Below are 25989 nucleotides of genomic sequence, written 5' to 3' on the forward strand. Positions count from 1 at the left end.
CCGGCGAATTAATAAACCGCCCTTTTAATAGATAAAGCCTGTTCTCTTACTGTTTGAATAATAATATCCTGTGTGCTCTTTTCCAGTGAATGATAAAGAGGTAAACACAGTATGCGTCCGGCAATATCGCGGGATATCGGCATCGGCCTATCACCCTGCGCGTAAGGAATCAAATCGAGAGACGGATAGAAATAGCGTCTTGGATAAATCTGCAGAGCATTAAGCTGCTCAAGTACACGAAGCATTGTCTCCTCCAATTCGAAAACGATTGGAAAATAGTTATAATTCTGCGAGCTGTTCTTATTCCACTTCTGAAGGAATACACCGGCGATGTGTCTCAGGCTTTGGACGTACTTGCGGTAGCGCAAAGCCCGGCTTGCTTTAATGGTTTCTATTTCGTCGAGTACACACAGCCCCATCGCTGCTTGAAATTCATTCATTTTGGCATTAATGCCCAGCTCTTGAATGTTCTGTGAGTCATCGATGCCAAAATTAATCACCCTTTTCGCCCGCTCGTACATGGCGTCGTCTCTAAAGACAAGCGCTCCTCCTTCTATGGAGTGAAATAGCTTCGTGCTGTGAAAGGAAACCATCGAAACGTCTCCGAAGTTCAAGACGCTCTGATTCCCATACTTTACGTCGAAGGCATGCGCCGCATCATAAATAACCCGCAGGCCGTACTTCCTCGCGATCCGGTTAATTTCGTCCAATTCGCATGGATTGCCGAATACGTGTGTCACGACGATCGCGGTTGTATTCTGCGTGATGCGCTCCTCAAGCTGTTTCGGATCAATGTTCATCGTCTCCGGATCGATATCCGCAAACACCGGATTTAATCCTTCCCACACTAGTGAGCTAGTAGTTGCTACAAACGAAAATGGAGTTGTCAGAACATCCCCCTTGAGCCCCAGCACCCGATAAGCAATTTGCAGCGCAAGCGTACCATTGGTCATGAGCAGCAGATTCTTAACTCCCAAATATGCCGCAAGCCTAGACTGGAGCTCTTCGACAAATTGTCCACCATTCGTCAGCCTTCCTGATTCATAGATCTTCTCAACATAGGACATATATTTCTTGATATCGGGTAGATAGGTTTTCGTTACCTGGATCATATAGTCATCATCCCTATTTCAAAGTTTTTGAACTTCTCATCCCTTGATAGAAGATATAGCAAGCAAATGCGTAGAACCGAGGCTGCAGCAGTAAGCTACGATTGTGTACAAGCGCATTGCCGAGTGACTTTTTTGTAAGCGCCAGCTCAGACTTCGCTCCTGCCAAGCGAAAAGCGTGATATAAATACCGGTAGCTTTTCATCTTATGGATTTGGCCGTCGCTAACCCTGCCCTGTTTACCGTCCAGAACATTCAATTCGCAGGTCAGCATTCGGTCTAAATTACGTGAGGCGTTGCTATCATGAATACGGTAGGACATTAGCATTTCATCCAGAAAATCCAGCTTCCCGCCTGAGAGAACGAGACGCAGCATCAAGTCCCAATCGTCTGCGATGCCTGCATTTTGTGCATCCAGTCCGCCGAGCAGAAGAACCTTCTGGCGGTCGAACAGCACCTGCGACGTGGTGTAAATCTGATTTTTGCAAAGCATATCCTTAAGCTTGAGCGTCGGCTTTCGGAATCGGTACATTCGCCTGATAACGGCTCCATGCGAATCGATCAGCTGCCCGTTGACGACCACCCCGCTGCTTTTCGCAGCTTGAGCGAGCTGAAGCGCCTTGCTGAGCAGCGTCGGCTCAATCAGATCGTCTTGATCGAGCATAAGCACATAATCGCCTTTAGCGAGCTTCATTCCTTTATTGCGTGTCGCTGAAGCGCCCATATTCTCCTGCTCGAGCACTTTCAGCCTTCCTTGCTCTACGTAAGGATTCAGTATGTCGGAAGTGCGGTCTTTCGTACCGTCGATAATGACGATCAACTCGATGTTATCGTAATCCTGTTTCAACACGCTGCATACTGTCTCTTCAATATACTTCTCACCGTTATATACCGGGACGATGACGGATATGAGCGGTTTGGAGTCCGAATCACGCTGGACGAATTCCATTGACTCGTTAAACATTTGATCCTCCACCTTTCCTTTTGGCCAATTCCAATAAGAGCATTTTTACGAACAGCATATCTTCAACCAAATACCTTCTCCACAACCTTCTTGGTTCCTGACATAACCGCCAGAACCATTCTAGCCCGACACGCTGAAGCAACCTAGGCGCCCGCTTCACGTTGCCGGACAAAAAATCAAAAGTGGCGCCAACCCCAATGGAGATAGGAATCCGGTATGACTGGTAATACTTATAAATCCATTTCTCTTGCTTAGGCGCGCCGACTCCGACAAATAAAATATCGGGGGCCGCTTCTCGCAGTATGTTCACAATATGCACGTTTTCCAACTCGTTCGACTCGAAACCGTATGAAGGCGAGTAGCAGCCGACTATACGAATCATTGGATAGCGTTCCCTTAGCCTGCGAGCGGCTTCCGCTGCAATTCCATCCGATGCGCCAAGGAAGAACAAGCGGTATTGTCTCTCGGCTAATTGTTTGCCGAGACGATCAAATAGATCGGACCCAGATACCTTGTGCTTCAATGGTCTACGCAGAAGCTTTGAAGCCCATAAAACGGGCATTCCGTCCGCAACTACCGCATCCGCCTTCGTATAAATACGACGGAACTCGTCATCCTGTTGTAGTTTCACGAGATGATCAACATTGCAGGTTAGCAAATAAGCTGGACGCCGCTCGCTAATGGACCGATCCAGAAACAAGAGCAGATCATCAAAATCGTAATTATCAAAGGAAACGCCGAACATTTCGATTTTAGATATCAATTGTGCTTTCTGGGTCATAGAATCACTTCTTTTTGGGTAATAGATTTGGTGGATCCCTCAGAAGAACTGTGCAGAATATCCAGGTTGTTGACATACCAGCAAAACGGAAAAATCATTTGAATCGTCGAAAGCGTATTATCCGAGAAGGAATACACGAAAAAGCCAATTATAAGTCCTGCATAATAAGGCTTAACGCCCCGGGGAAGCACCTTGAAAACAGAGACGAAAACCACCAACAGAGCAAGGAACAGAAGGGATGCTCCAACGATACCGCTGTCGTAATAAAAGCGGATATACTCGTTGTGGGGAACGACAAACCCTTCATAGATGGATCCGTCATTGGCGACTATAGAGGAGCCGAGGCCACGTCCGAACACCGGTGATTTCTCAGCACCCTTGAGAAAAAATTCCCACGCCTCCGCCCGGCCAGATAAATCGATGCCTGAGGCATCGGTCCTCTCGAGCGAACGTTTCTTCAAATTGTCGTACTGCATGTATCCTGCTGCGATCGCCACAACGAGGAATGCGGCTAGAGGGATAATCAACAGTACTTTCCCGCGAAAATATTGTTTGATCAAGTCGTATAAGTAATATAGAACAACCACAATGGAAGCAATCAGCGGTCCCCGAGTTCCCGTAGCTAACAAAATGAAAAAGTTCAGGCCAGCCATCATGTAAAAGTATTTATACCGCGTGGGGTTCCGCTTGATTTCAATTAAAGAGATCAAAAAGCCGAGAAACGCCAGCATAGCGAGGTGAGGTGGGATGTTTGCCCCCTGTACCCGGAAGGCGCCTGTAAATTCAATCACATAGAACTGGTGTACGCCTGCTGCATGCAGCAGCGATCCAAGCGCAATCGATATTGGAGCAAGCATGGGAAGCAACACGATTTGCCGCTCCGCCGAGGAAGATTTCCACCTGATCAACAAGTATACAAAAGGAATTACGAGACCTATGAATGCTTTAATCGGCGCCATTCGCTCCAAATTATCAGGCCAAAACGATCCTGTGTACGTAATGATGACCATAAGTCCCAATGCCACGATCGGATAAACGAGCTTCATGCGAATACCATAAACGAGCATGGCCGGTATCGTCAGCAGCAGAATGGCAAATTTGTAGAAAGATAGCAGATCAAGACCACCTACATTCAAATGGACAATATATTGAATGGAAGGCGCCGCTGAAAGCAGTATGAAATCCGCTGTGTGACTCGGCTTCGCCACCGCTGCCAAAACGGCGATAATACCGAGAATGCCGATCCCAACCAGCAGCGGTTGTGCGGCTGATGCAAATCCAATTGTCAGCCCCAAGAGCACGAGACAAGAAAGAAGCAGCGGCAGTGGCATCCCCCCGTTCCACGCAAACGTTCTTTTTCCCATATAATTAACTCCTGTTAATAAATTTCAAGTTGCTGAACGTGCCCCGAATGCTTTCACGTCTGCACTGTACGAGCAACCGACTCCCCTCGCTACGCGAGAGTAACAACTCGCCAAAAACGTAGACAGCCTTCATGCAGGTTAACAGAACCAATTTTAGCTTGGCAGCTGTAGTCCGACTTGCAAACGCATAGGATAAGCCCTGATAATAATACCTCTTGGCAATCCATTCTTTCGTCAACCGCTCTCGAGAAATAAAATGATGCACGGTCATGCTCGGCAAGTAAGTAATCAACATCCGCTGCTTCTTCAACCGATCGAACAGCCAACTTTCCTCACCGGACGTCAACGACTCGCCTTTGCGCCCCAGTTCCTCCGGAAATGAAAACCGCTCGAACACAGTGCTACGAAACGCCATGTTGGCTCCAACTGGATACAGCTTCTTAGGATAGGGCCTTACCTCGCTTCCGAGATTGACGATAGTATAAGGCAGCTCCAGCGGTTTAATTAGCCAGGACGGGCGTTCTGTTTCGAAATTCGGATACACGATACCACCGACGGCGGCCGTACGAGGATCCTGTTCAAAAGCTTCCAAAATCGCATGGATCCAGCCGTGTACCGGAATTGCGTCGTCATCCAGAAAAGCGATAATACCGGAGCAGGCCGCCTTGATTCCCGTATTGCGGGCAGCTGACAACCCCTGCTTACGTTCAAGCACATACTGGATATCCAATTGTCCACGACATCTTTCGATACAGGAGCGAACGACCACAGCAGTGTCATCGGACGAGTTGTTATCCACGACGATTACCTCTGCTTCCTCAATCCGTTTAAGTTCCCGTAGAGCAAGCAGTGTTCTCTCCAGCAGAGGGGCACGATTATACGTGCAAATAACAATAGATAATTGTTTCAGCATGACTAGAACGCCCCTTTGGACCCGACCATCACACCAATGGTGCGGAATAGAATTTTCAGATCGAACCATAGACTGTGTTTGCGTATGTATATCAAGTCTAGCTCCACCATCTCTTTGAAGCCGACATGGTTTCTTCCGCTTACCTGCCATAAACCTGTACAACCAGGGACGACGATCAGTCTCAGCTTATCGTAAGCCGTATATTCGGCTACTTCATTTGGAAGCGGCGGTCTCGGGCCGACCAGGCTCATTTCTCCTTTCAAAACGTTTAACAATTGTGGCATTTCATCAAAACTCGTTTTGCGGATCCATTTGCCTACTTTGGTAATGCGCGGATCGTTTTTCATTTTAAACATGGCACCTTGGATTTCATTCTGATTCAAAAGGCTATCGAGCAGCTTCTCGGCATCCGTTACCATGGAACGGAACTTATACATTGTAAACGGCTTCTCATCCTTACCGATGCGCGTTTGTCTAAAAAAGATCGGCCCTCGCGGATTTTCAATCTTAATGAGCAAGGCGATAAGTGTCAGTACGGGAAGCAGCATGATCAATCCCCCCAGCGAAAGCACGAGATCGATCAGCCGTTTCATTCTCAAATACCCCGTTTCATCCGGTTGAGCAGCGACTCGAACGCCGACCAAAAGTGAATTTCCTTGCGACAATAATTCCGCATCATTTCTTCGATTAGTTTCATTCACAGTTAAACACCTCTTATCGGTGATTTTGTAAGCAAACTCCCGATTGCGTTTGCGGCAATGCGTTTCACTTGGCAAACTGCCGCAATCTGCTGCCTCGAGGGAAGGTCACCTTGCGTAAGTCTCGCTTACTGATGACCGCCGTTGCTGCCAAGACTGGGAGATGGAGCTCCCGCTCCGTCTGCTTTACGCTGCGAATGCTTCGATCTAACATACGGATCGCGATCGTTGCCGCCGTCCCAACCACAATTGAAGCCAAACAAGAAACGATCAAGCGTATCTCCAGACTCGGAGAAACCGGTGTTGGTTCGGCCAACGGTTGAGCCAAATACAGCACTTCTACGTTATCGATTTTCATCAAATCGTAGATCCGAACCGTAAACAACCGTGCGATGCCATTCACGATGCCGGCAGCCTTCTCATACGAATCGTCTTGCAGCGAAAGCGACAGGAACGGAAGTCCTTCCAATGATTCCACCTTCACCCTGCGGCTTAATTCATTTGCGTCAATCGCCCATTCAGGATATTTCTTAACGGCTTCACCCAAAATAGCAGGAGAGGTTAATATATCCCGATAAGTGGCACCAAGCCTTATATTCGTCGTGAGTGCATCCCAGGTCAACTGCTGTTCACCGAGCGAAACCGGCGTTTTTTTGTTCACCAGCATCAGCATCGCTTTCGCCTCATAAACAGGCTTGAAACGATACTGAGCGACCGTTAACGTAGTTACCACAGAGACGGCTGTGAGCAACACAATCAACCAAATACGGCTTCGGAATACGCGATCCCAATTCCATCCAATCATCGTTTCAAGCTCCTTTAATGACTCTTCGAAACTGTTATGGATACATTTTGTATCGTAATACTCACGATTTTATGATACATAATGTATCTAGGTCAAGTGGTTCCTTGAAAATTTATTAATTTTTTACATCCAGAATCAAATCAACCAGCGTCATTCCAATGCAAACTCGAACCGCCATGCCTTTTTAGGAATGGCTTCTTTCATTCTTTAATAAATACTTTTCTTCGTCGATACGGAACGGTCGTTGTTGAGCACAGCACCGATTAAGCGCACACCCATTTTATCGAACACAGCTTTAGCCTCAAGTGCCGTTTCCTGCGACACATTACCGGAATCTATCACCAGCAGTGTACCGTCACAGTGCGTCGCCAAAAGGTGGGCGTCGGTCACGCCGAATACGGCAGGCGCATCCACAATAACGATATCGTAAATAGCACGCAGCTTGTTCATCACCATCCCCAGATGCGCTGATGTCAGCACATCAGACGGGCAGCGCTCTGAAAAGCCAGCAGAGATGAGACTGATCCCATTCACATTCGTATCTCGGATTACATCGACGATTTCATAATTGTCAGTCAGCAAATTCGCGAATCCAATTCGATTTTGCAGATCGAATATATGATGCAGCATCGGATGCCGCAAATTGCCATCGACGAGTAGCGTCTTCTTGCCGGCTAACGCATAAGCAGTAGCTAAATTAATAGCAGTAACGGTTTTCCCTTCTCGGGGAGAAGCGCTTGTGACCAGAATCGTCTTCACATCTTGGGAGGCTGTTGAATACTCGATATTGTTGCGCAGCGATCGGTACGTTTCAGCAATTTGCGACATGGGACTAAGGTGCGTGAACAGAAACGTTTTAACGGCTAGCTTCGACATAAGATTGTTCATCTACCTTTCTTTGCGTTGGTGAAGCTATCTGCTTCAATGCATCGCGTTTGATCCGTCCAATGACACCTAGTGCCGGAATGCCTAGCAATCGTTCGATTTCTCGCTCAGAGCGGATTTTATCATCTAAATGCTCCATAAGCAGTGCCACAGCCATACCAAGAATCAGCGATATGAAGAAAGCTCCAGCTACAACCATCGCCCAATTCGTCTGAATTGGCGCAGGACGGTTATCCATCTCCGCTTTGTGAATCACACTTACATTGTCCACATGCATCAGTTCACGAATCTGCTTTTCGAACACCTCAGCTGTGCTGTTGACAATGTCAGCCGCTTGTTGGTAGGAGCGGTCGCGTACCGAGATCGTCATGACCTGTGAATTGTTTGCTGAGGTCACCTTAATCCGATCACCAAGCTGTACAGCTGTTACGTGCAGTTCTGGATGCTCTCTCTCCACTTGCTCCATAATCGCGGGCGATACCATAATTTCCTTATACGAGCCAATCAGCATGATGTTCGCCGTGACCGCATCCATATCGATACGCTGCATGCCTGCCTCTTCTGTTACTTTATTAATGATCAATTTCGTGCTTGCCTCATATTCAGGGTGAAACAGCAGCTTACCGAGTCCGCCTGCTGCCGTACTGCAAACAAGAACGATCACCGTAATTAACCATGCCCGCTTCCGAAGTAATTTCATATAGTCGAGCAGTTCCATCGGCTGTCTCCTTCCTCTTCTTGAGTGCATTGCTTTAAATCTGTTTTTCATTATTGTATGATACAAATTGTATCTATAATATCATGCTTTTCTACGCTAATTTCATTGCATTCGATTAATCCTATACTCTGCAAATTTTCAACACATCTTTCCACATCGTTCTTCATGACCGATTCAAAAGCCGAATGCTCGCTATGAAGCCACTTCATCAAGTCCTCCATAGTTAATTCTTGTTTAAGCAGCGACCAAATGTACCCTGCCGTTTCGTTCAGCTTTGTCACTGTATGGTTCTTTGTATGGACGATAATCCACTCGCCCTCTACCTCGATCGCTTCTACTCCATGACTTTGCTTGTATTTGGCTACCATACGATTTTCTCCCAATATTTATTGTTCTCTTGAAAAAAAAGTCGGGATATCTTGCACTGCTCCACTAGCCTCTTGCCCATTGTCAATACCTTATTCGTCTCTGTTTGATCGTCAGACCAGAAATACAGATGATTCAATACATGCAGCAAGCCATCCGGTTTATGCAGCAAAATCTGCTTGGTTTGCTCCGATTGTTGAAGTAAATAAATTCCTTCAAGATCGTAGCTTCTGCGGTGAAAGTGCGACTTGATGTCGCTTCGGAACGGTGAATCGAACACACGACTCCCATCAGGTCCGATCCGTATCAGCGTTATTTCGTCCGCCAATATGAGACGTTGCGCCGATAATCTAGTCACCGCCAACTTCCCCGCAAGGGAAGAACTTGCAAATGCATAAGCCTTCCCGCCCTCCACCACGCATGAAGCGTGCAGCAGTACCCCCCATTCATGAAAGATAATAAACGAATTATATAGGTTCAAGAGTGCGTGATTGAATGCGAATTGGTCGTAAACTTTCACCTCCGCAAACCTATATCCGCGTTTAAAATGAATGAAGTAGTCGGATCGGCAGTACTGGACGAAACCATTGGCCGTTTTAACCTGGACGTCGAAGTTCTTAAATGGTTCTCCGTAGCCATCCTCAATAAGCACGCTCAAATCACCTTGCCCATCTTGATGTGCTTCAAACGGATGCCCTCGGATATCATACGTTCCGAGTATCCATCTTCGAATATTTTCCGATGCGGTTCGAATGACAATTTGATGCTCACCGATCATGGTTTGCATGATATGCATAATGGAATCCATCCATTTCCGAAAATGTTGTAAACATTCTTCTACAGCAGTCGGCTTGGGATCACACTGAGCTGGAAATGTGTAATATGATAGCCTTCCCAGCGCGATTTCTTTTTCTCCGATGTCATATGATTAATGCATGTTTTAATGTTAGTCTCCGGTCCCCATGCAGATTTGCCTTCGGCTCCCCACATTAAATAATCAATTGTTACTTTGAAAAAATCGGCAATAATTTTAAGTGTTTCGTAATCCGGCTGTCGACGGTTGTTCTCATAATGTGATAATGCCGCCCTGGAAATTCCAGTTATTTCCGCCATTTCGCCCTGTGTCAGCTTCTTTTGCTCCCGCAGTAATGAAATGCGATCTCCATATTTCATGATTGCTCCTCTCCTTATTCATTGAAATAATGATGCATTATAGGAACGACATTGCTAGGGATCTTGTTTTGCGCCGGCACTCCGACCGCTGTCGCCCTTGCGGGCACATCACGGATGACAACTGCATTCGCTCCGATATTGGCGCCTTCTCCGATCTGAACCGGGCCTAATATTTTGGCACCGGCTCCGATGAATACATGATTGCCGATTACCGGCGTGCCCAGATGATTCCGACCGCCTATCGTCACCTCGTGAAATAGTGTCACATGTGAACCAATCACCGCATCCTTATGAATCACGATCGTATTCGCTCCATGCGGCAGATGAAGCCCAGGCCCGATCTGACATTGGGCCGGTATTTGCGCCCGGCACACGATTCGGACAACAAACAGGTCGAGCAGCCGATATAATATCCACAGCACGATTCGTACGATAGGAAAACGAAAGCGGTATAATACCCAATGACCAAAGCGGTAGACAGTCAATGGCCCCATCGTCAGTGGATCCCGCCAATTGTTGGCTTTCAAATCCTGTACAAATGACTCCATAACCTCGTGCTTCTCCTCTCGTTTCCAACTTATACGTAGCGCAAATCAATAATACCTTGACCGCTCTCATTCGAATATTGCAGGATCGATTTATACAAATAGTTGGACAGCTTCGCCTGAAAAGCGGACGTATCATATCTTTTGGCGGAAGCGGCGATTTTATCAGGCTTCCACTCGAAGGCTTCCGCTTCCCTTACTGAGGCAACCAAGTCGTCCGGTTTCTGACGGTTAAAGAATAACCCGTTTATATGCGGTTTGATCGTATCCAGTGCCCCGCCCGCCCGAAAAGCAATGACAGGCCGCCCCGAAGCGTTCGCTTCAATCGGCGTAATGCCGAAATCTTCCTCTCCTGGCATGACGAGTGCCTTGCAGCGTGCCATCAAACTGCTAACTTCCTTATCATTCAGCCTTCCGAGAAATTTGACATTCGAGTTCGCCATACTATGCAATCGAGCGGAATCCGGCCCTTCTCCAACGATGTAGAGTGGAATGCCCAACTTGTTGAAGGCTTCGACTGCCAGATCGATTCGTTTATACGAAACAAGCCTGGATACTATTAAATAGTAATCCTCTGTCTCTGATGCAGGCGTGAATCGACTCGTATCAACCGGTGGAAAAATAATCTGGGCATCGCGGTTATAATAGCGTTGAATTCGCCCCTTTACTACGGAAGAGTTAGCAACGAAGCGATGCACACGCGTGGATGATTTGCGGTCCCAACGTTTCAAATAGCCGGTATACGCGCGCAGCATCGTTTTCATAGTGTAAGTAATATCAATTCCCTGCATATAATGCTCAAAATCCCATGCAAACCGCATAGGGTTGTGGCAGTAACACAAATGAAACGTATTCTTTGGAATTTGGATGCCCTTGGCAAAAGCGCTGGAGGACGAGATGACCACATCAAAGCCGGTTAGATCCAGATCGCGGATCGCAATCGGATAGAGCGGCAGCATCTGCTTGTATCTCGTAGTGATACCCGGTACCTGCTGCATCCACGAGGTACGGATTTCCGCGTCACGCAGCGAATCGAAAAGCCGTACTGAATCCACTGCGGTCGTAAGAATTGGCGCCTCCGGGAACATGTCGTGAAGTACGCCGACTACGCGCTCGGCGCCGCCCATCTGAATCAAATAATCATGAACGATTGCAATTTTCATAGCTCCCATCCCTTTTCCCAATAGAGTGCCGCTTCAGATGAAGGAGCACATCCGAATAAATACCTTCAAGAGCCTTAATGCTGTTCTCTATGCGAAAACATTGCGCCGCCCTGGTGCGACCCAGCTCACTCATGCTGATACGTTCACCTGGGCAATCCAGCATGCGCTCAATTGCCTTACATAATGCCTCCGGATTTCCTGGCTGGACGAGCAGCCCCGTCCGGCCATGCTCCACAATTTCCCTAGGACCTCCCGCATCGGATGCGATAACGGGCAAGCCGGCAGCCATCCCCTCTACAAGCACCTGTCCGAAAGGCTCAGGCATAATCGAGGTGTGAATGAGCAAGTCGGCATTGCGCATGACCTCATCAAGAGGGTCAACATGACCGAGCAGCGTCACATTCGTCAGCTTCTTACGACGAATCGTTTCCAGCAGGCTGTCCTTGTAGGCTTCCTCGCCAAACAGCGCTCCTCCCGCAATCCAGAAACGAACTCGTGTATCGGCAAGCAACATTTCCGCGGTTTTCAGCAAAATATGCTGCCCCTTCCAGTGAGCCAACCGGCCGGCCAGCAACACCGTCAGCGGCGGCTGAACTTCGGCTGGCTCGAAAGCAGACTCGACAACTGATTCCATCGGTACTAGGTTCAGTGAACATGCAGCAGCCGCAGCTTCCTCCATCTGCAGCATCCCAGCGGAGGCGGGATATACAACAGCGCGTACAGGGCGCATCGCTCGATTGTCATCGGCGCTACCCGGCAGTTTAAGCGCCGCCAATGTCGCCTTCGAGTTTGCGACGACCGCATCCGGTAACAGGCGAATCAGTTGACGAATTGCCGCAGCAATTGGCGGCTTCAGATACGGCGGCGCAATAATATCATGCACATGCCATACTAACGGGAGCCTGGCCTTCTTGGCCGCCACTGCACCATAGATCGCAGCTTTCAGTGAATTCGCATGCACGATATTGACACCCTCACGCTTCAGCAGTTTCGCAAGCGCGAATCCGTATCGTATCACCCCCGCCGCCGCAGTGATTAACCTTAGATCGACCCGATTACGGTTTCTGGCCCGCACATTCTCAGCAAGCGGCAGTATGCGTACGTCGATACCAATTTCACGTAACCGTTGAGCAAGATCTCCTTCCTCCGCAAGTACGACAAGCGGATCGATCGAAGCGGGCAAATTTTCCAGCATACGAAACAGCGCTACTTCTGCACCGCTCCATTTCGCGGTATGATCGAGATACGCAATCCGAAGCTTGCCATTCAAGCTGCCCCTCCCCCCTTCTCCCTCACTGTTTCTGTCAAAATGGTGCCTACTTCTCCGGCCACTTGTTCCCACGTAAACCTCGATTCCGCATAAGAACGGCAGCTCCTGGCATCGGGCCAAGTATCACGTCGTTTGAGAAGTTGAATCAAGCCTGCTGCAATATCCCCTGCGTCCTTCCCGTCAAACAGCAGCTCCGGACGAAACGGCTGAATAATTTCAACGTTACCGCCGACAGGCGTTGCTGCTACGGGAAGCCCGCTCGCCAGAGCTTCAACCGTGATAAGGCCAAAACCCTCAAGCGCCTGCGTCGGTACGACAAACAGGTCTGCTGCCTGATAATACAGCGGAAGAAGATCATCCGACACGTAATCGAGCAGCGTAACGTGCTTCTCTAGACCAAGCCGGCTAACCAGCGTTTCCAGCTCGCCCTTCAGCGGACCGCGTCCGCCGATTAAGAGCAGCGCTTCAGGCGATGTTTGCACAACCTCGCTCCAAGCTTCCAGGAGCTGCCGCAGTCCCATCCGCTCCACAAGCCGTCTCACCGTAAGAACGACAACCCGGTCTGTAAGCCCGAATTTCCGGCGAACCACTTCTTTATCCGCTGGCGGTCGGAAGCGTTCGATATCGACAGCCCCTGGAACGATCCTGATTTTATCAAGCGGGACACCATATTGCTTGTGCAGTAAATCTCGAAAGCTGCGGCTTAGGACAATCAACCTATCGGCCATAGCGTATACTTTACGTTCGATCCGATCCGCAAGAAGCGCCTTCATCCGTAGCACGGCTCCACTCCCTCCGATGCGCATTTCCTCGGCCCAAGGCCCGTGAAAGCTCATAACAAGCGGAATATTTCTTTTTTTTGCCTCCAGCGCAGGGCCAAGTGCATACGGCGCAAAATGTGTATAAACTACATCCACATCACCTGCAGAAAGAAGGTTTTTTGCACTGCTTCGAAACGTGCTGTGCCGCTGCAGCATGCCCGATTCCGGAGATGCTACCGCTGTCACCGGAAAAACCTTCGCTTCCTCCGGACTGCCGCTTCCGCAAATTAACGCCTCGATATGATGACGCAACGACAATTCGCCGCATACCGACTGGAAATAAGTGTTAAGGCCGCCTGGCTCTTGAGACGGCCAGCCCTCGCCAATGGCGAGTACGTTTAAGCTTGTTCTGCACATCGCTACCATTCCTTTCCCAAAACGGCTGCCGCATCCACTTCCACACTTGCGTCGCGCTGGCGGGTGGTTTCCCCCTCGGCCTCTTTAGCAGTCTGGTCACTGAGTTTGACACTCTCCTGCTGTCTCGTCAGCTCATACAATTTTATATGCCGTAAATATTCGTAGAACACCCACATGACAGCGACTGTCAAACCCGCAAGCCCTTTGCGGTACAACCCATGCAGCACATATTGTTGAACAAATCTTGCTGGCGGACGCCATAGCAAAGGGAGAAGGCGGAACGTTTGCTTTTTCTCGTAGAACGCTTTGCGCGCCTCCAGTTCCGTATATTTATTAAAGCGAATAACGTGGTCTTCAATAGAACGGAATCCATCGTGCCATAATACCCCCGCCAGAGTACGTACCCCCCTGTGCGGAATATCTGGCTCTTCATGTACGAGAGTGTCACGGATACGCACGACTCTTCTATTATATAAGCGCGTCATCGTTTCCCCCCGTTCGAGCCATTTGCCGAGGAAGTTGCCTCTGCGATATACGGCATAGGCATGCCCGCCGTCATCGATCGCGCTTTTCCATTCGAGCAAAGAAGCTGCTAATGCCTCATCCACAAATTCATCGGTATCGAGGAAAAACACCCAGTCATACTTGGCGGCGTCCGCTCCGAAATTACGCTGCTTCGCGTAACCGGGCCACGGGTTCAGAAGTATACGGCACCCAAGTGCCGAAGCGACCTCCCTCGTAGCGTCGCGGCTGCCGCCGTCCACTACGATAATTTCATCAGCAAAAGGCAAGCACGACCGAATCGCCGCTACGATTCGCCGTTCTTCATCCTGGGCAATTATCACGACCGATATGCTTTTGCAAGTCTTGTATTTCGTTTCATTCATCAGATTTTCTCCTTATCTGAGCATAGTGGGCTCTCGCTTCATCAACGTATCTCGAACCCATAGTACATCATCACGACGCAGCCATATCGATGGAAACGGGATGTGGAAGGTCCGAGGAAATTGTACGAGCATGAACAGAAACTTTGCCGCGCCTGATACAACCAGTGCTAAGCCCGCACCCGTAAGCCCAAGACTGGGAACGAGGAGGAATAGGAGCGGCACCGTCAAGCCTTGACCGAGCAGTTGCAGTACGGAAACTTTTCCCGGATGGCCAAGCGCCATAAAAGCCTGTGCCAACACCATCGCCGAGCCGCCGAGCACCACTTCTACCAAGGCGATGCGAAATACATCCATGCCGCCTTCGTACAACGGGCCGTACAGCAGTTTAAGCGCATATGGCGCGACAGCACCTGCCGAAGCGGTCGCGAGCAAGGTGAACCATAGCGAAATGCGGAACACACGAGCCGTGAGCGCAAGCGCTTCTTCACGCGGCAACCCCGACGCTTTCGGAAACAGTATGTTGGCTATGGAAGTCTGAATGATACCTGTCATTCGAGCTAAGCTGAGTGCGACAATGTACAATCCGAGTTCGCTAGATGACAGTAATCCGACGACAATTACTTGATCCAAATACATGGAGAGCGTGACCATCACATCGATCCCATAAGCTCCAATACCGTAACGAAGCAATCTGCTGGCTGTTGTCGCTTTTTTTATGGAAAAACCTGTACGAACGGCGGCAGAATCCTTACGCAGCATGCGGATCCCTGCCCATATGGTCAGAGGAAATACCGGCAGCATATAAGCAAGCGACGAGCCAAAGACATTTAACTGATGCGTCAGAACCAGAAGCACTAGTACCACTAGTGTAACGATTTGTGGCATATAGCGAAGCCGGTTGTAAGCGACAAAATCTCCTCTTGCCTGTAGTGCCGACTGATTGACAAGATGAACAAGTGTTAGTGGCGACAGCAGCATCGTCCATTGAGCGAAATGTATGACTTCAGGCTTATACCCGCCCATCCAGAACGGGATCCCGAGCCAACCGATCGCCGTGGCAGTAATACCGAGCAGCATACAGAGGACTAGCGAAGTGCGGTACAGTTCGGATGCGTCCTGAGGACTTTTTTTCGTCTGATACAGCAGTGAGGACGGAAGGCCGATTGTGAGCATCGAAGCCAGGAATCCTTGCCACAAAATCATCGCAAATTGATCCCCTCGGCCATCCGGTCCCAAATACCTCGCACATACGATACCGGTCGCCATATTAACTGCAATAATCAACACAGAAACCACAGCCGTTTGCAATGAGCTTGCCGCGCCGTCTTTACGCCTCATCAGTCGGATAATCGATCCGTACCATACTATCGCCTGATTCATGGGGCATTCCCATCCTTCCCTTGCGTCGAAACGGCGACAAATTCTTCATCTCTTGCATGCCATGCACCCGCTAGTCCAGCTCCGACACTTAACCACAACAAATATCCATTCAACCCAACATACGCATTGGAAAAAAAAAGCTGTATACCTGCTCCGAGCAAAGCTGCACGAGCGAGACGGGCGCCTCGATCTTCTGCCCCAATCGCCCGGAGACGGTTCAGCGCTGCACGGCCGAGCAGCCATACACTCCCCGCAAATGCGAGAAAGAACAGAGGGCCGAAGGTCACCGCAAGGGCGCCGAAGCCGTTGTCGAAATCGCCGAAAGCGCCCAGCGAACCGTCGTTATCAAGCTTCGTGCCGATACCGACGCTGCCAAGTCCGGAGCCGAACGGATGCGCGGCCATATAGGGAACGAGCGTCAGAGTGAATGCGACACGATCGTTAAACGATTGATCCTCGGATGGGGAGCCCAAGCTTTGGAACCGCCCGAGCAGCGCATCGCCGCCGGGCATGACCGACACGATGCCGAGCAGCATGACTGCGCAAACACCAAGCCTGGTGAGCGTACGCCAGCGCTTGCCAGGAGCATCCGTAGCAGCGTAGAAGAATACTGCAGCGGCGCAGACTATCCATGAAGCACGCACCATTGTCAGCGCAAGGCATAGTGCCACTGCCGCTGTACCGATCCAACCAAACGCGCCGCGCCACCGTTTTTCAAGCAGCATCGGCACTAACGCGCCGGCAAGGAATCCTCCGGCAGGCCCCGGCGAATTAAGCGTTGCAAATACTCGGATGTGCAGAGGCTCGGGCTGTCCGATCGAGTTCATCTCGACATGCTGCATCCAGAATACATCCCAGGCCGGCGCAAGCAAATACTGCGCAATGCCGTAGACCGCTACTATGGAAGCAATCGTAGCATAAGCCCGTATCCAAACGTTACGTTCGCGTTCACCAGCACCGCTGAGCAGAGCGTACGGCACGACAAGCAGCGGTACCGTGTATCCGGCCAAATCGAACATGGCTGCCGTCACATTCGTCTTCACACCAACGGCAAGCGCATAGGCGCAAGCTGCCAAGAAGATGATCAACGCGATACGAACCAGCTTCGGGAGTTGCTGGGTACGCTCACGCCGCAGCAGCGGAACGGCCAGCGTCAACGTTGCCAACAGCGGCGCAATGCTGAGTAGCGGTATTTGTGAATAGCTTCCCAAAAGCCAATCGTACACTCTACGTACCTCGGGCATGAATGCCCAGACTGCGGTCACGTAAGGCAGTTGCCAATGCGAAGCGCAAATGCCAAGCAGTAGAGCGGGTAGTATGGAAAGCAACAACAGCGAGATACCGAATGTCTGCACCGGGGGGAGTAGCACACTCACTCCGGCAACCGCAATAGCAGCAGCAGCATAGGCTGCTAGCGTAGACACAGCAGTTGACCTATGAAATCCATTTGCGCTTCCTACACGCCTTCCTCTCATTTGATGCTTACCTCCATTTTTTTAACCCTTGCTTACTTTTCTTTTCTCTTGAATCTGCCTACCGACTTCTTCCGCGTCAGCGCTGCTCATGCCGCGGACGAAACGAGATAACGGTGCCAAGTATACGTGCTTTAACCAGTTTAAGTTTTTCTACCGTTTTATGTACGGAAGCTTGCTTGATTCTGCCGTAACGCACAACCAATACAACTCCGTCGCAGCAAGCCGCCGCGACCTGTGAGTCGGATACCGAAGCAAGCGAAGGAGAATCGACCAGTACCAGATCGAAGTGCTTGGAAAGCTCTTTCAGAGCCTGTTCCAAACCAGCAGACAGCAGTTTAGACGGATTGGCCGTTTCCATACCCGAAGGCAACAGCTTCAGATTTGGGATGGATGTGTCCACGACAGCCTGTAGGAGCAGCGCGGGATTCATCAGCCCCTGCGCCAAACCCTGAACATTTTTGCCGCCCATAATCCGATGCAGCATAGGGCGCCGGAAGTTGGCATCGACTAGCAGTACTCTTTTACCGATTTCCGCGTAGGATATACCAAGATTGCACAACAAGGTTGTCTTACCTTCGCCATCAGCCGTCGAGGTGACAAGGATCGTCTTCACTGGATGGTCAACCGTCGTATAGAATAAGTTCGTTTGAATGATTCTGTACTGCTCGGATACCTCTGATGCAGGGCTTGTGTACGCAATTAAAGCATGATTATTGGTTTTGTGCCGCATGATGGGCTTTCCCCGCTTTCTCCATAACATGAATCGGTACAGCTGTCCTGGCAGGCTTGCGTTTCATTTCTGTCACCGAGCCAAGCAATTGCAAACCGAGTTGTTCACGCAGCTGCCTCTCAGTTTTAACCGTATCATCCAGCCATTCAAGTAACGCCACCATGCCTATCCCTATGACAGCAGCCAGAATGATCGCTCCCGCTACGATCAACTTCGTCCTAGGAAACACCGGAACTGAATCTTCGTCCTGCGGCAGGTTCAGAATCGTCACGTTATCAACTTCCATAATGGTTGAAATCTTGGATTTGAATACCTTTGAAACTGCACTTACGATTTTGGAAGCTCGATCATAGGAATTGTCGTTCATCGTAACGGTCATCACTTGCGTATCTTTGACGGAGCTGACTTTTATTTCTTGGGCCAATTCCTTGGCCGTCATCCCAAGATCAGGTTGCATCGCAGCCACTTCTTCAAGCACCGCACGTGATTTCATAATTTCCTTATAGGTTTCGATCAACTGAATATTCGTACGCACTGCATCATAACTAAGATTTTCCTTGCCGGAGTCGTTGGAAGACTTGTTAACGATCAGCTCAGCCGAAGCCGAATAGACCGGTTCGAGCAAGTAGACGCTCACACCCCAAGCTATCGTACTAGCTGCCACAATCAGCAGGATTATCTCCCACAAGCGGCGCTTTAAAACAACTAACAGCTGCTTCAATTCCATACGCTTCACCCAATCTACGTTTTATAGAATAGTTTTATGATACGGATTGTATCACTATACCCCGTAATTTACTATATAAACTGCATCATGTCAACGACTTTCGCATTTTTCTGAAACAAAATGTATCTATCCATTCAAAAAACAGAGACAAGTAATAATTCCTTTCCGAAAATGCAAGAACCGACACCGAGATCGACTACAATTAAATAGTCAATTACGGTGTCGGTTCTTAATTTCCTATATTCAGCCAAATGGAATATCTAAATCCGAGTTGTTGTTAAAGCGCCATTATTCGTTACCCCTAGCATATACTTCTTTCCATTTGGTGCAGTTAAAATTAGACTGGCTGGATAAATTGTGTTCCAAGTATTACCCCAATCAGAGGAAATCTGCAGAATGCCGGCTCCGCTCTCCTGAAGCAAAGTGCTCCCCAAAAGCATTGTATTGTGGTTGTTAGCACGGAAAATCGATTGCCCGATTCCTATACGCGATTGTGTCAATATGGAAGAACCAACAAAGGAAGCTCCCGCTATCGTAGCGTCGATCCACCCATTCAATTCGAGAATAGAGAAGTCGTCAAACTGTCCGTTAACAGAAATAAGTTGTGAACCGCTCCATTGTCCGCGAATCTGCTGTGCAATTATCGTTACTTTGGACTGCTTGGCGTTCGTCATTTTTAGAAAACCATTCGCCGGAGCGTCGTACGGCTGGATTCCACACCCTTTGATAATGAATCCTACTTGATCGTAAGAGCGAATGGCCCAACCGTATTGCAGCCCTTCGAAATCTATGCCCTGGACAAGTATGTTAGCTGCACCGCCCATGATACCGGAAATATAATCTTTACCCATGATCATTGCACCGCGTTCGTCGTTTGGTGTCGTCCCCGAATTTAGGTTAGTCGAAAATTGTCCGCCGACAAACTGGAATCCTCCGCAATCGTTCGAAATATGGACGGCTGCGATTTCCCCGTATAGCCAGCTGTTAATAAACACCAAATCATTGCCGCTTTGCGTTCCTGTGCGCAGGTTTAAGCCGACATTTACCCCGTATCCGGTGCGTATATTGTTCGTCATCGACCCAAAGCAATTATTCACGAAGTCGATTCCTATATCATAATTATCAACAGTAACGTTACTAATTTCGAACTGACGCATTTCGTCAATCTTTATACCTGCTGTAAAACTGGACGGTCTTGCCGTTGGACCTGTGACAGCGAGGTCCCGTAAGTGCCCGCTGCTTGAAAAAGCGCTGTTTTTACCTATTACGATTGCATCGTAAGCTGAAGAATCCGGTTTGATTACAGTTTCAGTGCCGCCAGCCCCCCTAATCATAACGTTATTGCCGGCAGCATTAATTGTCGCCGTTGTTCTATAGGTCCCAGGCGGGATATAAAGTTCAACACCATCGGCAACTGCTTGTGCAAGCGCATTATTAAAAGCACTGGTGCTGTCAAAGTTTGGTACAACTTCAATAGGCGTCGCCCCATATTCAGAAGCGATGATCATGAGCTTGTTCCACTTTAATGTTGTCACGTTGATTTCAGAGCTTCCTGCCGAAATATTACCCGCAGTATCTTTTGCTCTGACATAAAAGCTGTAGGTTGTTTCTGGGATTAGTCCCGTAACAGTGAAGCTGGTCGTTGCCGTTGTTCCCGCCAAAGCACCACCGTTATAAACATCATAGCCGGTAACTCCTACATTATCTGTAGAAGCCGACCAAGAAAGACTGACGGATGTTGATGATATGGGTACTGCAGATAAGTTAGTTGGTATTGAAGGCGCTTGCGTATCGGTGGCAATTGACGAAAAGATTTCCATCCCTGTAATACCTGGATCCCCCGTCACTCTTTCAATTTCCATGTTCAATACACCTTCAGTCACATTGACGCTATAAGGCCCATATTTTGCCCAATTATTTACTGCAAGTTCCCCGATCGGAGACGATGTAACCTGTATCCCTTCTAATAAAACATGGAAGGATCGAAAGTTAGTCTGATAGTTCTCAAGTGACCAAAGGAATATTTGATAGCTGCCGTTTGGTAGCGGTTGGGATACTGTAAAGCCGGTTCCCGACGCATAAATATTCGAATTGAGCATAACAGCAGTGGTACTGTCAACAGCCGGAACGGGTGTAATTGCTGGTGAATTGATATACGTTTTAACATTATTTGAATAAGTGATACTGGCATTATTTCCAGCCAACCATTCTTGATCCTCTATCGTGACAGCCGATCCAGCAAAATTGATGCCTCGCACAAAGCTTGTATTTACGGAATCTGTTGTCAATTGTAACACTGTACTAAATGCTGAGAAGTTCCCTGCCGCATCTCTGGCTCTTACTTTGAAACTGTACGTTGTACTTGCGGTTAAACCGTTAACACTGAGGTTTGTCTCTATTGTTGTTCCCACAAAAGTAGTGTCATTTTGATAGATTTCATAACCGGCTACACCCATATTATCCGTAGATGGAGTCCACGTCAGGTAAGCAGTTGTCGCCGTTTTAAATGGAGCGTCTAAATTCGTCGGAACTGTCGGCGGTTGAGTATCTGGGGTTGGTGAAGAATCAGGTATATCAACTTCGCTTCGATTTAGCGTTCTGCTAACGGTAGTGGTAAATAATGCGTCTCGCTGGGATTGGGTATTGTAATCATATAGATAATTTCCCCATACCATGAACCAAGTCCATTTTGCTTGAGTGTTGAACGTGGTGATCGGAAACAATTGTCCTATTTCCGTAACCGCAATTGGCTTTCCGCCAGAAATGACATCCAGTCCATCATGATATTCCTGCTTAAACGGTTCATCTCCAAACATGTACAAATCCGTACCCAGCACGTCACACTTGCTCGTCCCGACAAAATGGGTGGAGTACGGATTAATATCTGCACTTTTAGGAGCATTAGCATTCCAAACCCATAAGAGATTGTTTAGTCCATGCGTATTAGTAAAACGATCATACATAATGTCCCATAGAAGATTGAAGTTTTGTTTCTTTCCCCACCAAAACCAACCACCGTTCATTTCATGATAAGGTCGCCACAATACCGGAACGTTTGCCTCTTTTAACTGTTTCAAGTATTCAGCGACTTTATCATACTCTCCGATAAGCCAGTTGTACTCCGCCGTGCCTGGCGTACATATTTTGTTAAACTCAGCATCAGTGGTCGTGCTTCTCTGAACATTTACCCATGCATAAGCAGTTAGCGGATAGTTTTGATGCCACATCATCGTCACAATGCCGCCATTTTGGTGGTAGGTAATCGCTGAATTTACCACATTTTGTCTCTGCGATGCAATCGTGGCATCAGTTTGGTTCGCTATTGGTCCCATTTCATAACCGGCAACAGCAGGGTAATCACCATATAAATTATTTATCTCGTTCACATAACCATCTGGAACTTCCAACCAATTATGGATCCCTGTTAAGGTTTTTGAACCAGAAATTGAATATAAGTAATTCAATAAATCTATTGCTTTTTCACTTGCATTCGGATTAATAGGATTCATCATTTACTCCCCCTTTAACGTCGAAATTAAGAAACCTAAGTCTCTATTTATATAATTTCAGAATTTCCCACTACATTGGTATAATATGCACCCGATTCTATTATTGATTAGGCAATAAAAACTATAGATTCGTCAGCATTAAAAAAATCCCCCTTGTAATAGAGAGAATATCTCTCTATTACAAGGGGGATAGAATACTGCGTTCTTTATCTTATTAACAATTCTTACTTTTTAATTAAAATGTACTGAACAGCCTCACCTGGTTCGAGTGTCACACTTAGGTCCAGGGTTGCTTGCGCCCATATCTTCTGCACATATGTACTTGCTGTCGCATACGTTTGCCCTGCCCCTATCCGTTCTCCTTCATAAAATGCCTTTTCAGGCATTGTGATTCGTACATTCATTGTTTGAACCGATGGCTCAAAATTAATGAAGTTGAGCAATATTTTATCCGATACAGCTTTAGATCCGGGAAGCTGCTGCAGTTTAGCTGTATTCACCGCGCGAAAATATACCTTTTTCCCCGCGATCGACGACTTATTCAAGTAATGGTAGGGTAGTGGTACGCCGTGCGTTGCATAAGCCAGCGCCAAACGTCGGTATGTTTTCAACCGCGCATCCTCTTTACTGATTCCAGGATACATAGCCGTATCCGCTGGATCATGAGTGGACCAATTGAAATTATTGGTGAACAAACCATATTCAGGAAAAAAAGCAGCATGCTGCATAAAATAATCAGCAAATCCCACATGCGCCCTCAAAATACGATCAAACACCGAGGCGTGAGGCTGACTGGAGCCGTAGGATGGATCATCTATATGTGCATCGCTTGTACCCGTTTCCGTGACGAGCATTTCTTTGGCAGACCCATCTTGTTCAACATTTAGTGTTTTCAAGGTTTCTATGAAGCTCCCCCCCTCGTCATCGGCATACGAAAGACCGTAGCTGTGTCCGTTTGTGAGCTGCGTTTTTTGCTCAACCTCCATGCGCTGACTTGGATCCCGTTCCCATCCGTCCGGCTGTCCTCCTGTCGGCCAGTATGCCCAACCTGGGGCAACGGTTTTGACATGCTTCGGCTTGTTTGCATTCACATAATCGGCAATGGCTATGTTGACCGCTTTCGAACGGTTGAACAAACCCGGCTCATTATCTACTTCGTAATATTGAATCAATGAACCATATTTATCAAAAAATTGATTCAAGTTCCTCTTTACCTCATCCGGCAGCATTTGGTTTTCCGTAAGCTCGAATGCTGTATTTTGATGATCGGCCACGATACCCATATTCAAATCTCTTAAGGTTTGCATATACTTCAAACCCGTCTCCTGCCACTGGCTGGAATCGACATCAGTCCAAAAGGAGGCACGCATGATATTACCGCTGTAAGCAATGCCGAGCCATTTCAAGACGGCTGGCAAATGCCTGACGACATTTTCGGTATAACCGAAGTCGCCTTCGGCCACTAATGTGCCCATATTGACATACCGTCCATGCAGCGGCTCATTGGCAGGGGAGCTCAGCTCTATCAACTTTACGAAATCCCACTCCCACCAAAGGAAAGGGTCCTCCGCCTCCGAGCACCACATACAGCGTACCGTTGATAGCTTCAAAACATTCAATCCAGTTTGCAAAAATTCTTTTGGAATGTATACTTGATAGCTTTTATTAACCGCATATGGACTAGAAGTACCGCCGACGCCGGCAATTTGAATCAGACCGACCATCGTATCGTTAGACCATACACCCATTTGAGGCACTGCCTTATGTGCGTTTACTACCTTAAAACTGAGCTCCGCCCCGTATTCAGGTACTGACGAAAGCTCGAAAAATACCTGCATGTTCGGGTTTACATCGCCCTTTAGTCCTTTTGAAATTAAGCTCCAGTCGCTACGCTTATTCCAATTGTTCGGTACATCAACAGCTTCGGTTCGCACCTTCGAATACGAACCAAGTTCCATAGACGAATTATTCTCCAGCCCTAGCCTCCAAATGATTTGATTCTTCCCCTGCGGGATACGCTCCTCACGATCGTTAGAGAGGATCCAACCTGCAGGTATAAGTACGCCCAGACAAAAAAGCAAAGTCACCCATTTCCTTGCAAACATACATACCTCCTTTGAGCATAGTGGACTAATTACTTTAACTTAATAAACCTCTAGTCTGAAAAGCTAAAATAGTTTAAACTTATTAAAGGTCTGCAAGTTGATTGGTACTAAGGAGGGACATCATGAACATTGGTACACGTATTGCAGAGTTTCGTGAGCAAAAAGGTTGGACTCAAGATGAGTTGGCTACAATCTTAGGGATTTCACGAGCTTCTTTATCTCATTATGAGAAAAACCGGAGAGAACCGGATACAAATACATTGGGGAAAATTGCTGATGTTTTTCAGGTTTCGATCGATTACTTGGTAGGTCGGACCTTGCAATCCAATATGGTTATGGATCATGATATTCGAAAGTTTGTCGATGAACTGGAATTGTCCGACACAGAACTCGTTGAGAAATTCGCTCTCACCGTCGATGGTCTGAAACTGACACCGGAGGAAGCACGCCGATTTATTGCATTTGTACGCGCCGAAAGATCGTTAAATTAACCTAACTTCTCTATTCTAACGCTCCGCTGTACTAGGAGGTATGGTTTTATCCCCTCAAATGGTAGACAGTATAAAGTTCATGATATGGTGAATTTTACACTGTAGACCGGAGGGGATTTTTTATGCCAGCGAATATATTGATTACTATAATCGAAACGGATCCAATGTCCATGGCTAGGTGTAAGCGGACATTGAATCCGTTATTTATCCGTTTTTCTCCTCTTTTGAGGTACTTGCGGTCCGCATCCACATAAGCTAGCTGAAACGTATTTCACTTAATTAGGTTTTCTTTTTCAATAAATCGGGTGGACATTTGTGCTCTGGAATACCCAACTGCTCCATCACTTTACGTATATCAATGGTCGTAATGTTTGTGTCAATTGACTCGTTTTTATGTATCATTAGCAATACACCCGATCCTTTCTTTTTACCTTAATTTGCATTGCTCTAGTTCTAGTTTCACTTCTTTTTTCGTCGAAATTTGTTAGCGCACCTGTTTACTTTGTTTATTATAAAGAACATTAACATAATAATAATTCTTTATAAAGAACACGTCAAGACACGTTTTCCTTTTTTTTCTTCACCGGCGGATCAAGTCTTTTAATTGAAATGCGTTTAGTATCTGCACCTTAAACGCATGGAGTCAGTGGTGCAACCGTCCCAATATGAATGGGGGACATGGGGAAATGGTGCTTGCAAAGTCTGAAGACAATCAGGACTTGGACAAGGAATGGGTAGCATTAATCATGGGGT

At 47.8% G+C, this 25989-nt stretch carries 24 protein-coding genes; 1 reads left to right on the forward strand and 23 read right to left on the reverse strand.

What is annotated here, in order from left to right:
• Positions 1–8: 8 nt before the first annotated feature.
• The 23 genes from ASG81_RS03615 to ASG81_RS03725 form a co-directional block, all read right to left on the reverse strand.
• Positions 9–1112, reverse strand: coding sequence for a DegT/DnrJ/EryC1/StrS family aminotransferase (locus ASG81_RS03615; protein ID WP_056629301.1), 1104 nt, complete (start codon positions 1110–1112; stop codon positions 9–11).
• A 13-nt stretch (positions 1113–1125) separates the two neighbouring features.
• Positions 1126–2073, reverse strand: coding sequence for a glycosyltransferase family 2 protein (locus ASG81_RS03620; protein WP_056629303.1), 948 nt, complete (start codon positions 2071–2073; stop codon positions 1126–1128).
• Positions 2066–2833 (reverse strand): WecB/TagA/CpsF family glycosyltransferase, encoded by a 768-nt coding sequence (locus tag ASG81_RS03625; protein WP_056629376.1) that lies wholly within the window; start codon positions 2831–2833, stop codon positions 2066–2068. The genes ASG81_RS03620 and ASG81_RS03625 overlap by 8 nt, the downstream gene beginning before the upstream one ends.
• A 17-nt stretch (positions 2834–2850) precedes the next feature.
• Positions 2851–4218 (reverse strand): O-antigen ligase family protein, encoded by a 1368-nt coding sequence (locus ASG81_RS03630; protein WP_235548717.1) that lies wholly within the window; start codon positions 4216–4218, stop codon positions 2851–2853.
• A gap of 4 nt (positions 4219–4222) precedes the next feature.
• A complete protein-coding gene (locus ASG81_RS03635; RefSeq protein ID WP_155971165.1) occupies positions 4223–5131 on the reverse strand; it encodes a glycosyltransferase in 909 nt (302 codons plus the stop codon).
• A 2-nt stretch (positions 5132–5133) separates the two neighbouring features.
• A complete protein-coding gene (locus ASG81_RS03640) occupies positions 5134–5775 on the reverse strand; it encodes a sugar transferase (protein ID WP_235548720.1) in 642 nt (213 codons plus the stop codon).
• Positions 5776–5896: 121 nt separating this feature from the next.
• A complete protein-coding gene (locus tag ASG81_RS03645; protein WP_056629306.1) occupies positions 5897–6634 on the reverse strand; it encodes a YveK family protein in 738 nt (245 codons plus the stop codon).
• A gap of 207 nt (positions 6635–6841) precedes the next feature.
• Complete coding sequence (locus ASG81_RS03650) at positions 6842–7510, reverse strand: CpsD/CapB family tyrosine-protein kinase (protein ID WP_056629307.1); 669 nt, start codon at positions 7508–7510, stop codon at positions 6842–6844.
• Positions 7491–8237 carry a YveK family protein gene (locus ASG81_RS03655; RefSeq protein WP_056629309.1) on the reverse strand — a complete coding sequence of 249 codons (747 nt, stop codon included), beginning with the start codon at positions 8235–8237 and terminating at the stop codon, positions 7491–7493. The genes ASG81_RS03650 and ASG81_RS03655 overlap by 20 nt, the downstream gene beginning before the upstream one ends.
• A 50-nt stretch (positions 8238–8287) precedes the next feature.
• Positions 8288–8605, reverse strand: coding sequence for a PqqD family protein (locus ASG81_RS03660; RefSeq protein WP_056629311.1), 318 nt, complete (start codon positions 8603–8605; stop codon positions 8288–8290).
• Positions 8599–9399: a hypothetical protein gene (locus ASG81_RS03665; RefSeq protein ID WP_056629314.1), complete on the reverse strand. Its 801-nt coding sequence runs from the start codon at positions 9397–9399 to the stop codon at positions 8599–8601. The genes ASG81_RS03660 and ASG81_RS03665 overlap by 7 nt, the downstream gene beginning before the upstream one ends.
• A 41-nt stretch (positions 9400–9440) precedes the next feature.
• The gene (locus ASG81_RS29575) at positions 9441–9776 is read right to left on the reverse strand and encodes a helix-turn-helix domain-containing protein (RefSeq protein WP_081417106.1); all 336 of its coding nucleotides are present in this window, start codon (positions 9774–9776) and stop codon (positions 9441–9443) included.
• A gap of 14 nt (positions 9777–9790) precedes the next feature.
• On the reverse strand, positions 9791–10324 hold the full coding sequence (locus tag ASG81_RS03675; RefSeq protein ID WP_056629316.1) for a serine O-acetyltransferase: 534 nt from the start codon (positions 10322–10324) through the stop codon (positions 9791–9793).
• Between the two features lie 29 nt (positions 10325–10353).
• Complete coding sequence (locus ASG81_RS03680; RefSeq protein WP_056629318.1) at positions 10354–11484, reverse strand: glycosyltransferase; 1131 nt, start codon at positions 11482–11484, stop codon at positions 10354–10356.
• Positions 11462–12754: a glycosyltransferase gene (locus ASG81_RS03685; protein WP_235548718.1), complete on the reverse strand. Its 1293-nt coding sequence runs from the start codon at positions 12752–12754 to the stop codon at positions 11462–11464. The genes ASG81_RS03680 and ASG81_RS03685 overlap by 23 nt, the downstream gene beginning before the upstream one ends.
• On the reverse strand, positions 12751–13932 hold the full coding sequence (locus ASG81_RS03690; protein WP_056629320.1) for a glycosyltransferase family 4 protein: 1182 nt from the start codon (positions 13930–13932) through the stop codon (positions 12751–12753). Before ASG81_RS03690 ends, ASG81_RS03685 begins: the two co-directional genes overlap by 4 nt.
• Positions 13933–13934: 2 nt before the next feature.
• Positions 13935–14819, reverse strand: coding sequence for a glycosyltransferase family 2 protein (locus ASG81_RS03695; RefSeq protein WP_056629323.1), 885 nt, complete (start codon positions 14817–14819; stop codon positions 13935–13937).
• Positions 14820–14831: 12 nt separating this feature from the next.
• On the reverse strand, positions 14832–16199 hold the full coding sequence (locus ASG81_RS03700) for a lipopolysaccharide biosynthesis protein (protein ID WP_056629326.1): 1368 nt from the start codon (positions 16197–16199) through the stop codon (positions 14832–14834).
• The gene (locus ASG81_RS03705; protein ID WP_056629327.1) at positions 16196–17674 is read right to left on the reverse strand and encodes an O-antigen ligase family protein; all 1479 of its coding nucleotides are present in this window, start codon (positions 17672–17674) and stop codon (positions 16196–16198) included. Before ASG81_RS03705 ends, ASG81_RS03700 begins: the two co-directional genes overlap by 4 nt.
• A 76-nt stretch (positions 17675–17750) precedes the next feature.
• A complete protein-coding gene (locus ASG81_RS03710) occupies positions 17751–18404 on the reverse strand; it encodes a CpsD/CapB family tyrosine-protein kinase (protein WP_056629329.1) in 654 nt (217 codons plus the stop codon).
• Positions 18385–19131, reverse strand: coding sequence for a YveK family protein (locus tag ASG81_RS03715; RefSeq protein WP_056629331.1), 747 nt, complete (start codon positions 19129–19131; stop codon positions 18385–18387). Before ASG81_RS03715 ends, ASG81_RS03710 begins: the two co-directional genes overlap by 20 nt.
• A 260-nt stretch (positions 19132–19391) precedes the next feature.
• On the reverse strand, positions 19392–22643 hold the full coding sequence (locus ASG81_RS03720) for a glycosyl hydrolase (protein WP_081417108.1): 3252 nt from the start codon (positions 22641–22643) through the stop codon (positions 19392–19394).
• A gap of 221 nt (positions 22644–22864) precedes the next feature.
• On the reverse strand, positions 22865–24745 hold the full coding sequence (locus ASG81_RS03725) for a hypothetical protein (RefSeq protein WP_056629334.1): 1881 nt from the start codon (positions 24743–24745) through the stop codon (positions 22865–22867).
• Positions 24746–24867: 122 nt separating this feature from the next.
• Here ASG81_RS03725 and ASG81_RS03730 point away from each other — a divergent pair, with 122 nt between their 5' ends.
• Positions 24868–25236 carry a helix-turn-helix domain-containing protein gene (locus ASG81_RS03730; protein ID WP_056629336.1) on the forward strand — a complete coding sequence of 123 codons (369 nt, stop codon included), beginning with the start codon at positions 24868–24870 and terminating at the stop codon, positions 25234–25236.
• Positions 25237–25989 lie beyond the last annotated feature (753 nt).

Source organism: Paenibacillus sp. Soil522 (assembly GCF_001428245.1).
Classification (GTDB): domain Bacteria; phylum Bacillota; class Bacilli; order Paenibacillales; family Paenibacillaceae; genus Pristimantibacillus.

Bases quoted from the DNA above. Each gene is read 5' to 3' on its own strand.
- ASG81_RS03615 (WP_056629301.1), bottom strand. From the start codon at position 1,112: ATGATCCAGGTAACGAAAACCTATCTACCCGATATCAAGAAATATATG.
- ASG81_RS03620 (WP_056629303.1), bottom strand. From the start codon at position 2,073: ATGTTTAACGAGTCAATGGAATTCGTCCAGCGTGATTCGGACTCCAAA.
- ASG81_RS03630 (WP_235548717.1), bottom strand. From the start codon at position 4,218: ATGGGAAAAAGAACGTTTGCGTGGAACGGGGGGATGCCACTGCCGCTG.
- ASG81_RS03635 (WP_155971165.1), bottom strand. From the start codon at position 5,131: ATGCTGAAACAATTATCTATTGTTATTTGCACGTATAATCGTGCCCCT.
- ASG81_RS03645 (WP_056629306.1), bottom strand. From the start codon at position 6,634: ATGATTGGATGGAATTGGGATCGCGTATTCCGAAGCCGTATTTGGTTG.
- ASG81_RS03650 (WP_056629307.1), bottom strand. From the start codon at position 7,510: ATGTCGAAGCTAGCCGTTAAAACGTTTCTGTTCACGCACCTTAGTCCC.
- ASG81_RS03655 (WP_056629309.1), bottom strand. From the start codon at position 8,237: ATGGAACTGCTCGACTATATGAAATTACTTCGGAAGCGGGCATGGTTA.
- ASG81_RS03660 (WP_056629311.1), bottom strand. From the start codon at position 8,605: ATGGTAGCCAAATACAAGCAAAGTCATGGAGTAGAAGCGATCGAGGTA.
- ASG81_RS03665 (WP_056629314.1), bottom strand. From the start codon at position 9,399: ATGCATATCATGCAAACCATGATCGGTGAGCATCAAATTGTCATTCGA.
- ASG81_RS29575 (WP_081417106.1), bottom strand. From the start codon at position 9,776: ATGAAATATGGAGATCGCATTTCATTACTGCGGGAGCAAAAGAAGCTG.
- ASG81_RS03675 (WP_056629316.1), bottom strand. From the start codon at position 10,324: ATGGAGTCATTTGTACAGGATTTGAAAGCCAACAATTGGCGGGATCCA.
- ASG81_RS03680 (WP_056629318.1), bottom strand. From the start codon at position 11,484: ATGAAAATTGCAATCGTTCATGATTATTTGATTCAGATGGGCGGCGCC.
- ASG81_RS03690 (WP_056629320.1), bottom strand. From the start codon at position 13,932: ATGTGCAGAACAAGCTTAAACGTACTCGCCATTGGCGAGGGCTGGCCG.
- ASG81_RS03695 (WP_056629323.1), bottom strand. From the start codon at position 14,819: ATGAATGAAACGAAATACAAGACTTGCAAAAGCATATCGGTCGTGATA.
- ASG81_RS03700 (WP_056629326.1), bottom strand. From the start codon at position 16,199: ATGAATCAGGCGATAGTATGGTACGGATCGATTATCCGACTGATGAGG.
- ASG81_RS03705 (WP_056629327.1), bottom strand. From the start codon at position 17,674: ATGAGAGGAAGGCGTGTAGGAAGCGCAAATGGATTTCATAGGTCAACT.
- ASG81_RS03710 (WP_056629329.1), bottom strand. From the start codon at position 18,404: ATGCGGCACAAAACCAATAATCATGCTTTAATTGCGTACACAAGCCCT.
- ASG81_RS03715 (WP_056629331.1), bottom strand. From the start codon at position 19,131: ATGGAATTGAAGCAGCTGTTAGTTGTTTTAAAGCGCCGCTTGTGGGAG.
- ASG81_RS03720 (WP_081417108.1), bottom strand. From the start codon at position 22,643: ATGATGAATCCTATTAATCCGAATGCAAGTGAAAAAGCAATAGATTTA.
- ASG81_RS03725 (WP_056629334.1), bottom strand. From the start codon at position 24,745: ATGTTTGCAAGGAAATGGGTGACTTTGCTTTTTTGTCTGGGCGTACTT.
- ASG81_RS03730 (WP_056629336.1), top strand. From the start codon at position 24,868: ATGAACATTGGTACACGTATTGCAGAGTTTCGTGAGCAAAAAGGTTGG.